This is a genomic window from Methylobacterium ajmalii (assembly GCF_016613415.1).
Taxonomy (GTDB): Bacteria; Pseudomonadota; Alphaproteobacteria; order Rhizobiales; family Beijerinckiaceae; genus Methylobacterium; species Methylobacterium ajmalii.
On the sequence record NZ_JACWCT010000107.1, the window covers coordinates 46,210 to 59,313 of the forward strand.

The 13,104-nt window shown below is 73.7% G+C and carries 14 protein-coding genes; 8 read left to right on the top strand and 6 right to left on the bottom strand.

Annotated features, from left to right (window positions below):
• The first annotated feature begins 375 nt into the window (after positions 1-375).
• The 3 genes from HPY23_RS20535 (at position 376) to dapA (ending at position 2,189) form a co-directional block, all read left to right on the top strand.
• Positions 376-888: a winged helix-turn-helix domain-containing protein gene (locus tag HPY23_RS20535; RefSeq protein ID WP_091882576.1), complete on the top strand. Its 513-nt coding sequence runs from the start codon at positions 376-378 to the stop codon at positions 886-888.
• Between the two features lie 144 nt (positions 889-1,032).
• Positions 1,033-1,263, top strand: coding sequence for a hypothetical protein (locus HPY23_RS20540; RefSeq protein ID WP_048429614.1), 231 nt, complete (start codon positions 1,033-1,035; stop codon positions 1,261-1,263).
• Complete coding sequence (gene dapA / locus HPY23_RS20545; RefSeq protein ID WP_091882579.1) at positions 1,260-2,189, top strand: 4-hydroxy-tetrahydrodipicolinate synthase; 930 nt, start codon at positions 1,260-1,262, stop codon at positions 2,187-2,189. The genes HPY23_RS20540 and dapA overlap by 4 nt, the downstream gene beginning before the upstream one ends.
• Before the next feature lie 57 nt (positions 2,190-2,246).
• On the opposite strand, the gene HPY23_RS20550 is transcribed toward dapA, so the two are convergent.
• Complete coding sequence (locus HPY23_RS20550; protein WP_091882583.1) at positions 2,247-2,522, bottom strand: hypothetical protein; 276 nt, start codon at positions 2,520-2,522, stop codon at positions 2,247-2,249.
• Between the two features lie 704 nt (positions 2,523-3,226).
• On the opposite strand from HPY23_RS20550, the gene HPY23_RS20555 reads away from it, so the two are divergent.
• Entirely contained in the window at positions 3,227-3,514 is a 288-nt protein-coding gene (locus tag HPY23_RS20555; RefSeq protein WP_091882586.1) for a hypothetical protein, read from the top strand.
• 22 nt (positions 3,515-3,536) lie between these two features.
• Here HPY23_RS20555 and HPY23_RS20560 read toward each other — a convergent pair whose 3' ends face one another.
• The 3 genes from HPY23_RS20560 to HPY23_RS20570 form a co-directional block, all read right to left on the bottom strand.
• Entirely contained in the window at positions 3,537-4,241 is a 705-nt protein-coding gene (locus HPY23_RS20560; RefSeq protein ID WP_091882590.1) for a hypothetical protein, read from the bottom strand.
• A 242-nt stretch (positions 4,242-4,483) separates the two neighbouring features.
• On the bottom strand, positions 4,484-5,782 hold the full coding sequence (locus HPY23_RS20565; protein WP_091882593.1) for a solute carrier family 23 protein: 1,299 nt from the start codon (positions 5,780-5,782) through the stop codon (positions 4,484-4,486).
• A 93-nt stretch (positions 5,783-5,875) separates the two neighbouring features.
• The gene (locus HPY23_RS20570; protein ID WP_091882596.1) at positions 5,876-7,135 is read right to left on the bottom strand and encodes an OmpP1/FadL family transporter; all 1,260 of its coding nucleotides are present in this window, start codon (positions 7,133-7,135) and stop codon (positions 5,876-5,878) included.
• Between the two features lie 460 nt (positions 7,136-7,595).
• Here HPY23_RS20570 and HPY23_RS20575 point away from each other — a divergent pair, with 460 nt between their 5' ends.
• Complete coding sequence (locus HPY23_RS20575) at positions 7,596-8,324, top strand: substrate-binding domain-containing protein (RefSeq protein WP_091882600.1); 729 nt, start codon at positions 7,596-7,598, stop codon at positions 8,322-8,324.
• Between the two features lie 37 nt (positions 8,325-8,361).
• Here the strand turns inward: HPY23_RS20575 and HPY23_RS20580 are convergent, their stop codons facing one another.
• The gene (locus tag HPY23_RS20580; RefSeq protein ID WP_060847692.1) at positions 8,362-8,838 is read right to left on the bottom strand and encodes a hypothetical protein; all 477 of its coding nucleotides are present in this window, start codon (positions 8,836-8,838) and stop codon (positions 8,362-8,364) included.
• 124 nt (positions 8,839-8,962) lie between these two features.
• Positions 8,963-9,682 (bottom strand): ArsR/SmtB family transcription factor, encoded by a 720-nt coding sequence (locus HPY23_RS20585; RefSeq protein WP_060847691.1) that lies wholly within the window; start codon positions 9,680-9,682, stop codon positions 8,963-8,965.
• Between the two features lie 135 nt (positions 9,683-9,817).
• Here HPY23_RS20585 and HPY23_RS20590 point away from each other — a divergent pair, with 135 nt between their 5' ends.
• The 3 genes from HPY23_RS20590 to HPY23_RS20600 all read left to right on the top strand — a co-directional run bounded on the left by HPY23_RS20590 (position 9,818) and on the right by HPY23_RS20600 (position 12,698).
• Positions 9,818-10,081 carry a DUF1127 domain-containing protein gene (locus HPY23_RS20590; protein WP_060847690.1) on the top strand — a complete coding sequence of 88 codons (264 nt, stop codon included), beginning with the start codon at positions 9,818-9,820 and terminating at the stop codon, positions 10,079-10,081.
• Between the two features lie 297 nt (positions 10,082-10,378).
• Positions 10,379-11,134 (top strand): cell wall hydrolase, encoded by a 756-nt coding sequence (locus HPY23_RS20595; protein ID WP_091882603.1) that lies wholly within the window; start codon positions 10,379-10,381, stop codon positions 11,132-11,134.
• Between the two features lie 172 nt (positions 11,135-11,306).
• The gene (locus tag HPY23_RS20600) at positions 11,307-12,698 is read left to right on the top strand and encodes an MFS transporter (protein ID WP_091882736.1); all 1,392 of its coding nucleotides are present in this window, start codon (positions 11,307-11,309) and stop codon (positions 12,696-12,698) included.
• The last annotated feature ends 406 nt before the right edge of the window (positions 12,699-13,104 follow it).

The window sequence follows — 13,104 nt, forward strand, 5'->3', positions numbered from 1 at the left end:
CAAGCGGGACGTCCGCCCGCCATCGTCGCGCCGAACCGTTCCACCGGGGGGCGGGACGGGGGAGGGCGCTTCCATTCTCTCCGGGTTGCGGTCTCCGGACGACCCTGCCCTCACCGGTGCGACGAGATCCGCGCGCGAACCCCCGTCTTCCCTTGTTTCATGGAATGTTTCGCATTCATTCCAAACTGCCCGTCGCTCCCATTCCCGCCGCCAACGGCGCCCCTTGTGGCTATACAGGACCGGAGAAGGGGTGCCGCCGCGGCGGCATTCCCGTGGAAGCGGCCGAACGGCGGCTTGCGCTTTTATGGAATATTCCTATTCTCGCTATTCCTGGAGAGAACCATCGTCTCCCAGGGAATATTCCAAGAGGTACCCATGTTCCTGTCGGAGGCGGAGGCGGAGGCCCGGTTGGACGACCTGCGGCGCCAGCGCGCCGCCCTCGACCGGGCGATCGCCGAGCACGAGCTCTACCTCGATCTCGGCCGCCGGCTCGCCCGGCCGGGCATCGCCGATCCCGTCCCGGCCCAGACCCAAGGCCCCGTTCCGGTCGCGCAGCCGCGCCCGGGGCCCGCACCGGCCGCGTCCGCGCCGGTCGCGCCCATGAAGCCTACCTCGCAGCCGACCGCGGAGCCGACCGCGGAATCCCCCGCCGCCGGCAGCGCGGCCCGCCGCGAGGGGCGCCGGCTGATCGAGGCTGCGGAGGAGATCCTGTCCGCCGCCGGCCGGCCGATGCATGCCGCCGAGATCTGGGAGCGGCTCGCCGCCCGCGGCCTGACCCTGCCGGGTCACGATCCGGTGGCGGCGCTCAACACCCGGCTGTGGAAGCGCGCGCAGGGCGGCGCGGTCTTCCGCCGGCTCGGCGACGGGGTCTACGGCCTGGCTCCCTGAGGCCCCGCCCGAACCGGTTCCGCTTCGGTCGGATCCATACGGGATCCTTATGCGGCGCCCGCGCCGTCCGCCTCGAATCCCTATGGGGCGAGGGACACCTTGAGGCCGCGGCCCCAGGACGGCCGCGCGAACCCGATCCCGTCGATGCCCCGATCCCTGGACGTTTCCGCGCCGGCCCCGGTCCCGGCCCGTCTTCCGCTCGATTTCCTCGTCGGCCAGAGCGCCGAGGGCCACTGGCTCGCCGTCGAGACCCACGGCCTGTGCGGCGGCATCTTCCGCACCCGCCGGGACGCGCTGACCTACGCCGCCGCCGAGACCGGCCGCCGGCCCGACGCGGTGCGCCTCGCCAGCGCCCCCCTGGCCCTCGTCCCGTGAGGCGTCCGACCGCACCCTGTCGCCTCGGCGGCGCGCTCACCGCCCTCGTCACGCCGTTCGCGGCCGGCGGGACCCGGCTCGACGAGCGGGCGCTGGGCGACCTGGTCGCCTGGCAGGTGGCGCAGGGCAGCGAGGGCCTGGTGGTCGCCGGCCTCACCGGCGAGGGGCCGACCCTGACCGAGCCGGAGCGCGCCCGGGTGCTGCGGATCGCCCTCGAGGCCGCGGCGGGGCGGGTGCCGGTGATCGCCGCCACCGGCAGCAACTGCACCCGCACGAGCGTCGCCCGCACCCGGGACGCCGCCGCGGCCGGCGCCGCCGCGACCCTGGCGGTCACGCCCTACTACAACCGCCCGACCCAGGACGGGCTCTACTGGCACTACGCGGCGATCGTCACGGCGGTCGACCTGCCGCTCCTGGTCCAGACCGTACCGGCCCGGACCGGGATCGACCTCGCGCCCGCGACCCTGGCGCGGCTCGCCGCCCTGCCGCGGGTCCGGGGGATCCTGGATTCCACCGGCGACCTCGCCCGGCTCGCGACGATCGGGCGGGCCGCCCCGGACCTCCTGCTCCTGTCGGGCGACGACGCCACCGCCGCCGCCTTCACCATGCTGGGCGGGCAGGGCTGCGTCTCGGTCCTCGCCAACCTGGTGCCGGGGGCGTGCGCCGCCCTGCAGCGCGCCGCCCGGGACGGCGACCACGCCCGCGCCCGGCTGATCCAGGCCGGGCTGATGCCGCTGGTCGCGGCCCTGTCCGCCGAGAGCGATCCGGGCCCGGTCAAGCTCGCCCTCGCGCTCCTGCGCCCGGACGTGGCGCCGGACCTGCGCCTGCCCCTGGTGCGGCCGCGGCGCGAGACCGAGGCGGCACTCGCCGCGGCCCTGACGGCGGCCGCCGCCCTCGACCCCGCCCCGGCCGGGGCGGTCGCCTGAGGCCGGGCCGATGCGGCCCGGGCGTGCCGGGCTTCATTTTTCAGGTGTTTGGCCTCGTCAGCCTCGGGCTTGCGCGTCCTGCACGAAGGCGGCCCGCGCCTTCGCGTCGGGCGCGCGGTCCTGCGCGCGGCACCATTCCAGGAAGGCCTCCGGCTCGATCCGCACCCGCCGGACCTCGACGCCGCTGCGCGCCACCTCGCGCTCGACCTGCGTCGCCGACATCAGCCAGGTCGCGTAGCTCCCGGGCAGGCCGGAATCCGCCATCGCCTCCAGGATCCGGGGATAGTCGCCCGGCTCGTACCAGGCGATGCCGACGCTGCGCGGACGATCCATCGCTCGGTTCCTCGACCCCAGGCATCCCGCGCCACCGCGGCCCGGCGGCGGACAGTGTCGCCGACCTGCCGGTACCGCAACAAAAAAAGGCCGCCCTTGCGAGGCGGCCCGAAGTCTAGGGAGGAAACGCCCAAAGAGGGCTGCACCGCCGCGACGCCATCGCGGCGGTACGGCGCCCTTTTCTCATGGTGCGGCGCACAACACAATCGATCGCATTGCACAACGGCCATGCTCGCGGCGCATGACGTAAGGGAATAAGGGGTGGGCCGGTCCGGGCTCCCGGGGGGGGGCGGCAAACCGCCCCGCGCCCCCGAACGTCCTTGCCCCCCGGCGGCGACCTGCTAGACGACTCGTCTCCCTCGTGGACGTACCCTGTGGCGCTCCGGCTCCGCCGACAGGCTGGACCGTGAGGGGGCTCGCGACGACGAGTTGGCGGTGGACCAGTTCTCCCCGCCAGCCTGTGAGGCTCAGTGGGCCGGGTGGTCGCGGGAGGGTCGGCGCAGCGGGGAACAGGAACCGCGTCGCCGGCTGATGGCCCACACATTCGCCCCCGAGCGGCGGGCGTTCCGGCGGGCCGGGCCGCCGCATGGCCGGGCCGCCGGCGGGGTAGCGCGCCGCCGCGCAAGTTCAAGAATTCCGCAAACCGCCACGCTTCGCTAACCATGCGCCGGATTTCGCACCGGAGCCTTCGCATGGGAGACCGCATGGGAGCGCGCGTGAGAACGGCGGCGGGAGCCTACCGGATCCTGGCCCCGGCCTCTCGCTGGACGGACCGGTCCTGCGAGGGGCGCCGCGGCGGCGCGCGCGACGAGCCGCGGTTCGGCCAGGGGGCCCCGGCCCCCGGCGGGACGCGGCAGGGGCCGAAACGGGAGGCGGCCGAGATCTGGTCGCAGCAGGACCGCCGCGGCCTGACCGCACGCGAGCTGATCCGCCTGGCCCAGGCGGTGCGGCTGCGCGCCCCGGCGCCGCGGGACCCGTCGGCGGGGCGGTGACGCGCCCGACCCCGGTCGCGCCTCAGGCCGTCCGCGCGGCGGCCTCCCGGGCCGTGGCGCCCGGCGCGTCCTCGCCCACCATCGCGTCGGCGAGGGCGACGCTCCACGATCGCAGGTTGCCCGCGTCGAGCGTCATCATCCCCGACACGGACTGCAGCTTCACCAGCCGCACGGTGTGGCGGCCATAGGCGGCGTTCCTTCCCTCGTCGTCCTTGGCGGCCTTCGTCTCCCTCTCGAGGGCCTCCAGGACCTTCTGCATCGCCTGTATCCCGTGGAGCGCGGCCACGTCCTTGAATTCCTTGGCGAGGTCGGGGTCGTCCTTGAACAGCGTCTCGACGGCTTTCCGCGCGGGGCCGTCGGTCGTGATGGCGCCGCTGCCGTCGAGCTTGAACGTCATCGGGCCGTCGGTCGCGATGTTCGCCCGGGCCATCGCCCCGCCGATCCTGTCCGCCAGGGCCTTGGTGCGCTCCCGCACGAGGTCGTCGAGCGAGGTCGCGCGGGACACGCCCGGGCCGCCGGATTCGGCGAGCCGCGCCTGCGCGGCGGCGCTGAGCACGACGATTGCGGCGGCCCCGAGCCCGGTCGACGGCCTCTTGCCCGCCTCCGCGCCCGGCTTCGCCGCCCCCGCCGCCTGCGGCGCGAGGACGGCGCCGCCGGAGACCGAGTTCTTCGAGGGCGCGACGGACGCCGCCTGCGCCGTCCACGGGGTCGCTGCTGTCGTCACCACGGTCCCGAACTCCCGCCGGATGCCACGCGGCGACCATGCCGGAATGACGTTACGACAGAATTAAGTGTCCGGATGAAAAGTGTGCCGATAACCGGTCGGCAGCGAATGTCGATGGCGCCGAGATGGCGGCGTCATCCTGGCGGTCGCATCGATCAGGTGCTGACGTTACTCGGAAGAGTCTCGGACGGTCCGGCGACGCGGGGTCCGCCCGCGCCGCCGGCGGTCTCCGGGAAGGCCCGCCGTCAGGCCGGCTCGTCGCGCAGCAGGTGGTAGAGCAGGATCGCCGCCGCGGTGGCGGTGCCGATGCCGCCGAGGGTGAAGCTGCCGAGGCGCACCGTGAAGTCGCCGGCGCCGAGCACCAGGGCGGTGCCGACGGTGAGCAGGATCCGGGTGCGCGAGAAGTCGACCCGGTTCTCGACGAAGATCCGCCCGGCCGCCGCGGTGATCAGCCCGAACACCACCACCGACAGGCCGCCGATCACCGGGCCGGGGATCACCAGGATCGCCGCGCCGAATTTCGGCGACAGTCCGAACAGGATCGCCACCACGCCGGCCAGCGCGAAGACCAGGGTCGAGTAGATCCGGGTCACCGCCATCACGCCCATGTTCTCGGCGTAGGTGGTCACGCCGGTGCCGCCGAAGAACCCCGACAGCATCGTGGCGAGGCCGTCGCCGAGGAAGGCCCGGCCGAGATACGGGTCGAGGTTGCGCCCGGTCATCGCGCCGATCGCCTTCACGTGGCCGAGGTTCTCCGCGACCAGCACCAGGGCGACGGGGGCGACGAGCCAGATCGCCGAGGGCTCGAAGACCGGGGTCGTGAAGTGCGGCCAGCCGAACCACGGCGCGTCGGCGATCCGCCCGAGATCGAGGGGTTTCGCCAGCCCCAAGCCGTTGGCGAGCACCCCGTAGAGCAGGGTGGCGGCCACCGCCCCGATGAGGAGCGGCAGGCGCCTTGCCGCGCCCGGCAGGTAGGCGGCCGACAGGCCCACCGCCAGGATCGTGAACAGCCCGATCCCGGTGTCGAGGCCGGAGCCCGAGATGCCCTTCACCCCGATCGGCGCGAGGTTGAGCCCGATCGCCGCGACGATCGCCCCGGTCACCGCCGGCGGCATCAGCCGGCCGATCCAGGCGTCGCCCGCCCGCATCACCGCGATCCCGATCACTGCGTAGACCGCGCCCGCCGCCACGATGCCCCCCAGCGCCACCGGCAGGTTGGGGTTGGGGCCGCTGCCGGAATAGCCGGTGGCGGCCACCACCACGGCGATGAAGGCGAAGCTGGAGCCGAGGTAGCTCGGCACCCGGCCGCCGACCACGACGAAGAACAGCAGCGTCGCGATGCCGGAAAACAGGATCGCCAGGTTGGGGTCGAACCCCATCAGCAGCGGGGCGAGCGCGGTGGAGCCGAACATCGCCACGACGTGCTGGAGCGCCAGCACCACCGCCTGGACCCCCGGCGGGCGCTCGTCCGGCAGCACCACCGACCCCCGGGCGAGCCGCCAGCGCGGAAAGCCCCGCGCGTCCTCCCGCTTCTCCGCTTCCATGGTCTCCCCCCTGATCTTCGTGTCCAGGGAGGGCCTTAGAGCATTTTACGCGCGAGGGGATGCGGGTTCGTCGCCGGCTGTGCGCCGACGGCGCTACAGCTTCCAGCCGACCGAGACGCCGAGGGCGGTCTCGGCGAGCGCGATGTCGGCCTCGCCGCCGCCGTAGGAGACCGGGATCGAGCCCCGGCCCTTCGCGGTGTTGCGGGGCGCGTGCATCACGAACCCGGTGATCTCGGTTCCGGAGGCCGTGGTCCAGGTCGCGCCGGCGGTGACGTGGTGGGTCACCACGCCGGGGGCCAGGATGTTGAGGAGGGTCTGCGAGGGGCGGACCGGGTTCTGCGCATAGCCGTAGCCCGCCCGCAGGGTCAGGCTCGGGTTCACGGCGTAGCGCAGCCCGAGCTTCACCACGGAGATGTCGCGCCAGCCGAAGCCGGGGCCGTCCGCGGCGCCGAAGGGCCGGCCGGCGAGCAGGGGTGCCAGCGGCGTCCCGATCGAGCGGACGCTGGAATAGGCGATGCGCTTGACGTCGACCGCGACGGTCAGCGCCTTGCTCGCCCGCACCGCCAGGCCGGCGCCCCAGGAGGCCGGCACGTCGAAGACGCCGCGCTCGGCGAACAATCCCTCGTAGCGGTGGAAGCCGGTCGCCAGGACCTCCGACTGGTAGAACGCCCCCAGGCTGACGGGGCCGAACCGCCCGAGATAGCCGACCCGCACGCCCGCGCCCGTCGACCAGTCGGTGCCCCGGTTGGTGAACCGGGCGGGATCGGCGGAGGCGACCGCGAAGGGCTGCAGCCCCGCCGCCTTGAAGCTCTGGAGGAGCCCGAGCGGCGAGACGCCGAGGCTCTGGCCGGAGGCGACCTCCACGGCCAGCGTCGGCGCGACGAAGACCTGCTTGAGGTCGACCCCGGCATGGCCCGTCGCGCCGAAGGCCGCGAAGGGGTTTTGCTTGTAGACCGTGTTCATGCCGCCGTTGCCGTAGACGGCGAGCCCGAGAGCGAGCCCGCCCGGGAGCGGGCGCACGATGCCGAATTCCGGCATGACGAAGGGGTTGAGGCCGTTGCCGCTGGAGCGCCCGTCCAGCCCCGCGCCGTTGCCGGAGATCGCCGCGGAGCGGTCCGGCACGAAGACGTCGGCGCCGATGTCGAAGCGGTAGCCCAAAGCCGTGGCGGCGGCCGGGTTGGCGCCGATCGACAGGGAATCCTGCGGATCGGCGATCGCGGCGCCGGCCTGGCCCTTGGCCTTGGCGCCGAGCCCGTTCTGGAAGTAGCCGTCCGTCGCGTGGGCGATGGTGGCGAGCGACAGGGAGTGCAACAGGGAGGCCAGCACGGCCAGATGCAGCGACGGTTTCGTCATGGCTTCGTCAACGCCCCGACAGGATCGCGCACGGCCGGCCTCCCGCGGCCTGACCGGATCGTTGATGATGTGGTTGGTGGAGAAAGACTATTATTGGCCGTTCGTTACGGCAACGCTTCATGATAAAACGCTTTGCTTTATTTCAGCGAATTTCGGCGCAGATGTCCTGTTGCGTTGCGATTCGGCAGAATGAACGGGTCGAAGGGGCGTCGATGTCTTGCGGCCGAGTTTGATTCCGCTGCGTCATGGGCACGGTCCCGCGCCGGGCAGGGCGGCCCGCAGGCCTGTGGATCCGCGCTCCCTCGTCCGCCGTCCCCTTGCTCCCTGTCCCGTGGCGGGCGTGACCCGGTGCGGGATCTGTTGCAGTCTCGATCTCCGGTCGTCTTGGGCGGAACGAGCCTCCCTCCGCACCCTGGATCGTCGCGGGCAGCCGGTGCACGGGCAGCAGGTGGATGACGGTATGACCCCTCCGGACGACACCCCGACCGACCTCGCCGTCATGATCTCGGGCGGCTTCGCGCTGGCCTACGAGGCGGCGCTGCCGGATTTCACCCGGGAGACCGGGCTCGCGGTCCGGACGCTGTCCGGCGCCTCGCAGGGGCAGGGGCCGCGGACCATCCGCCACCAGCTCGCCCATGGCGCCTCCGTCGACGTGGTGATCCTCTCGAACGAGGGGCTGCACGAGCTGACGCAGGAGGGCCGGATCCTCGCCGGGTCGGCGGTCGAGCTCGCCACCGCGCCGCTCGCCGCCGCGGTGCGCACGGGCGCGCCCGAGCCCGCGATCGACACGGTCGCGGCGCTGACCCGTACCCTGGCGCAGGCCCGCCGCGTCGTGATGCCGGGCAGCACGAGCGGTCTGTTCATCCGCGACACGGTGTTCCCGCGCCTCGGCCTCACCGACACGGTGCGGGTGACGATGTTGGCGCGCGGCACCGAGTCGGCGGCCGCCCTGGCGGCGGGCGAGGCCGACCTCGCCCTGGGGCCGGTCAGCGAACTCGTCGACGTGCCGGGCATCACGGTGGTCGGGCCGCTGCCCGACGCGGTCCAGCTCGTCCAGACCTTCACCGCGGCGATCGTCGCGGGCTCGGGCGCCGTCGGATCGGCCCGGCGGCTGATCGCCTACCTCGCCTCGGACCGGGCCGCGGCGGCGATCCGACGGACCGGGATGGAGCCGGTTGCCGGGCGCTGAAGGGGGACCGCGCCGGGGCGCGGCCCTCCGACCCTCGTCAGGCGAGGGCCGCGCCCCATTTGGCGGCGTCCGGCGCCTTCTCCTTGTAGATCGCCCCGGACGCGTCGACGTGCAGCTCGGTCCAGGCGCCGTCGTCCCGGCGGGCCAGCACCTCGACGTGCTTGGGCTTGAGCCTGGGCTCGCCCGTCGGCGTCCACCCGGCCGCCGTCACGGCGGCGAGGGCGGCGGCGGGATCGACCGGGGCGTCCGACCGGGACTTGCCGGGGTGGTTCGGCTTCTTGTGGTGGATCTCGACCGGGGCGCGGCCCGGCGTGGCGATCCGCGCGACCTTGATCTCGGAGGGGCGGCGCTCGCCCTCCAGGGTCACCGCCAGGCCGGCCGCGAGGGGGAAGGCCTCCGCGCCCTTGGGCCCGAGATCGGCGAGGTGGACCGCGCCGTCCGCCTCCAGGGTGAAGCGGTGCGCGAAGACGTGCTGGATCGTGCCCGAAAGGGCGGTGGTGTCGTGGTGCGGCATGATCTTCTCCGAAGAGCGCCCAACCGCAGGCGCGACCGGGAGGTGGGGGCGGGCGGGATCGTCCGCAAGGTCGTCCGCGGGATCGATCGGCCATCGGCTCTGCCGCGAGGGAGACCGGCCGCGGTCAGGCCTCCCGGCAGGCGCAGGCGAAGATCTCCGCCCCGAAGGCCTGCGCCAGGGCGAGGCGCCCGCCCGGGGTGACGGCGACGGCCCGGCTGCCGGCGCTCCGGCGCAGCCAGCCTCGGTCGAGGCCGGTCGCCAGCAGGGCCGCCCCGAGGGTGCCGGCGAGGTGGGGCCGGCGCTCGCTCCAGTCGAGGCAGGGGCGGCAGAAGACCCGCCGGCGGTGGCCCCGGGCCGCCCCGTCGAGATCGACCCCGAGCCCGCGCAGAAACACCTCGCCCTGCGGCGTGAGCGCGCCGCCGTCGGCCCCGAGCTCGACCGCGCCGCGGGCGACGAGGGCGTCGGTCATCGCGACGGCGAGCCGCCCGGCGAGGTGGTCGTAGCAGGTGCGGGCCTCGCGCAACGCCGCGTCCCGGGGGCCGGTCGGCCGCGGCGGGGCGGCGGCCGGGACCGCCGCCACCGCCATCACGCCCTCGAGCATCCGGGCCACCGCCGGGGCGGCGAGGCGGTGGTAGCGGTGGCGGCCCTGGCGCTCGACCGCGAGGAGCCCGGCCTCGACCAGCTGCGCGAGGTGGCCGCTCGCGGTCTGGGGCGTGACGTTCGCCGCGCGGGCGAGCTCGGCCGCGGTCAGCGCGCGCCCGTCCATCAGCACCGCCAGCATCCCGGCGCGGGTCGGATCGCCGACGAGGGCGGCGGTGCGGGCGAGGGCGGCGACGGTCACCATGGGGGTCTCCTCGGGTCGGCGCCGCGGCGGGCCTCCCTTGTAGCGCGGGCGAGCGCCCGACGCTTCGGCCGGCGCCGAAGCAGCGCGGCCGGCGGACCGGCGACACCGGGCCGATGCAACCGCCGGACCCCGCCGATGCCGCTCCCGATCCTGCCGCAACTGATTCGCCGCCTCCTCGCCGCGCTCGGGCCCGCACGCCCCGGCGCAGGCCCGCCCGGGGAGGGCGCGCTCGCGCGACACCTGCGGCAGCGCCGCGACCGCGCCAGGTTGGACGGGCTCGACGACAGGTTGCTGCGCGACGTCGGCCTGCGCCGCGAGGGCACGCGCGCCGGCATCGACTTCGTTCCCCTGTCCTCGGCCGATCCGCGGGCCTCCCCGCGGCGCGGCGCATCGTCGTGAGAACGGCCGGAGCCGGAATGACGCGGATGCGTTGCGGTTTCGCTGCACCGCAATGCCGCCTTCGACTGGCCATGATCGGGCCGTGATCCTGCCGTGGTCCCGGACGCAGCTCGCGGAAGCTTCGTGCGCCCCCCGGCGGTGTTTCCCCGTTGCATCACGTCGCCACGATCTTGCTGCCGAGCTTGGCAATTGGTTTACGAAGCGTATCCGTGCCCCGCCTTCGCCACATTCCGCCTAAAGCTAGGCTTTGAGCGCGGCCGTTCCGGTCCGCTCGGCCGATGCACGAGAGGGGCCTGCATGACCCGGAACCGGACTTTCCCCATCACCGCCGCCCTCGCGGCGCTCGCCGCGGCGCCGCATCTCGGCGGCTGCAGCCTGGTCCCCCACGGGGTCGAGACGACGGGAAGCCTTCCGGACCGCAAGCAGCTCGCCGCCGTCACGCCCGCCGACCGGGACTGCCTCGCCCGGGCGATGTACTTCGAGTCCAACCGCTCGAGCGAGGAGGGCCTGCTCGCGGTCGGCACCGTGGTGATGAACCGGCTCGAGGCCCCGGCCTACCCGAACTCGATCTGCGGCGTCGTCGGCCAGAAGCGCCAGTTCGCCGCCGGCGTGCTGCACAAGCCGATGCGCGACCGCGAGCGCGAGAAGGCCCAGCAGGTCGCCGACGCGATCCTGGCCGGCGAGCGCCACGAGAAGGTCGGCGGCGCGATGTTCTTCCACACCGCCGGCTACACCTTCTCCTACCGCAACATGCACTACGTGGCGCTGGCCGGCGGCAACGCCTTCTACGAGAAGCGCCCGTGGTACGACCGCGAGGGCGCGACGCCGCGCCAGTCCCTCGCCCGGGTGCAGCTCGCCCAGGCCTCGCAGGGGCACGTCTCCCAAGGTCAGGTCTCGCAGGACCGGCTCTCGTCGGCCGGCGGCGCCCGCTGGACCGCGCAGGCGACCCGCAGCGCCGTCCGCGCCGCGCAGCAGACCCCGCTCGCCGAGCTCGGCCCCGCCCGCAACGTCTGCCGCGTCGCCGCCGCCGAGACCGGCCGCAGCCCGGGCTGAAGCGGCCTGACGCGAAGACCCCCGTCGCCCCCCGCCGGACCGGCGCGGAACGCAACGGCCGCGCTGCCGTTACGTCTCCCACGGACGACCGGGGAGGACGATTGTGGCGTCAGGAGCAGGAACGGCGCGGGTCGCCGGATCGGGCGTGGTGCGCACCGACGTGCCGGCGCGGATGGACCGGCTGCCCTGGAGCCGCTTCCACCTGATCCTGGTGATCGCGCTCGGCGTCACCTGGGTGCTCGACGGGCTCGAGGTCACCATCGTCGGGGCGATCGGCCCCGTGCTGCAGGACAAGCGGGCGCTGGGCTTCACCCTCCAGGAGATCGGCGCCTCGGCCTCGTTCTACGTCGTCGGCGCGGTGGTCGGCGCCCTGGTGTTCGGCTGGCTCACCGACCGGTTCGGCCGCCGCCTCGTCTTCTACGCCACCCTGCTGATCTATGTCGGGGGCGTCATCGCCAGCGCGCTCGCCTGGGATTTCTGGAGCTTCGCGCTCTTCCGCCTCGTCACCGGACTCGGCATCGGCGGCGAGTACGCGGCGATCAACTCCGCCATCGACGAGCTGATCCCGGCCAAGTACCGCGGCCGGGTCGACCTCATCGTCAACGGCAGCTTCTGGCTCGGTGCCGCCGCGGGCGCGGGCGCCGCGCTCCTCCTCCTCGACCCCAACCTCCTCGACCCGGATTTCGGCTGGCGCCTCGGCTTCGGCATCGGCGGCGTGCTCGGCCTCGGCATCCTGTTCCTGCGCCGCCACGTCCCCGAGAGCCCGCGCTGGCTCGTCACCCACGGCCGCGAGGAGGAGGCCGAGCGCACGGTGGCCGAGATCGAGCGCCGCATCGAGGCCGAGACCGGGCAAAAGCTCCCGAAGGCCGAGGGCATCCTGGAGGTGCACCCCAAGAAGAGCTTCGGCTTCGGCGAGATCTTCGCCTCGATGGTGCACAAGCACCGCGGCCGCAGCATCCTCGCCCTGGTGCTGATGGTGGCCCAGGCCTTCCTGTTCAATGCGGTGTTCTTCACCTACGGGCTGGTGCTCGCGAAGTTCTACGGCGTGCCGGAGAACAAGGCCGGCATCTTCCTGGTGCCGCTCGCCATCGGCAACTTCCTGGGGCCGCTGCTGCTCGGCCACTTCTTCGACACGATCGGCCGGCGCCGGATGATCGCCGGCACCTTCGCGGTGAGCGGGCTCCTGCTGCTCGCCACGGCTTTCGCGTTCGGCCTCGACCTGTTCACCGCCTGGACCCAGACCTTCGCCTGGATCGCGATCTTCTTCGTCGCCTCCGCGGCAGCGAGTTCCGCCTACCTCACGGCGAGCGAGATCTTTCCGCTCGAGACCCGGGCGCTCGCCATCGCGGTGTTCTACGCCCTCGGCACGGGTGCGGGCGGCGTGATGGCCCCCTGGCTGTTCACCCGCCTGATCGAGTCGGGCCAGCACTGGGCGCTCGCCGGCGGCTATGTCGGGGCGGCCGCGCTCCTGGTGATCGCCGCCGTGACGGAGTGGCGGCTCGGGGTCGACGCGGAGGGCAAGTCCCTGGAGAGCATCGCCGATCCGCTGTCGAAGGCGGGGTGAGGGGATGCGGGGCGCGGCGGTCCGCCTTCCGCGTCCCCGCCGCGCGGGGCCGGGGCGGGTGCCGGGCCCGTTTGACGAAAATCGAAGACTGTTGTTCCGCTCTCATGTCATCCTGAGGCGTCAGCCGATCTTCGATCGACCGACAGCTCGGGATGAGGTGGAAGGGCGGGATATCTCGATCTCACCGCCGGCATTCGCTCGTCGGACCCGCTCGTACAGGCTCCGAGGCGATGAGCGGGGTAAAAATTTCCTGTCTTGGTCGGGCCGGCTCTCAATGCAGGGCCGGCCGCTCCGCCTCGGCCGGCGGCGCCACCGTGTCGAGCAGGGCGGCGCGGATGCGGGCGAGGCGCAGCTCCGCCGCCTCGCGGGCGGCCTCGGCGGCGGCGGTGGCGCGCTGGGCCTCGGC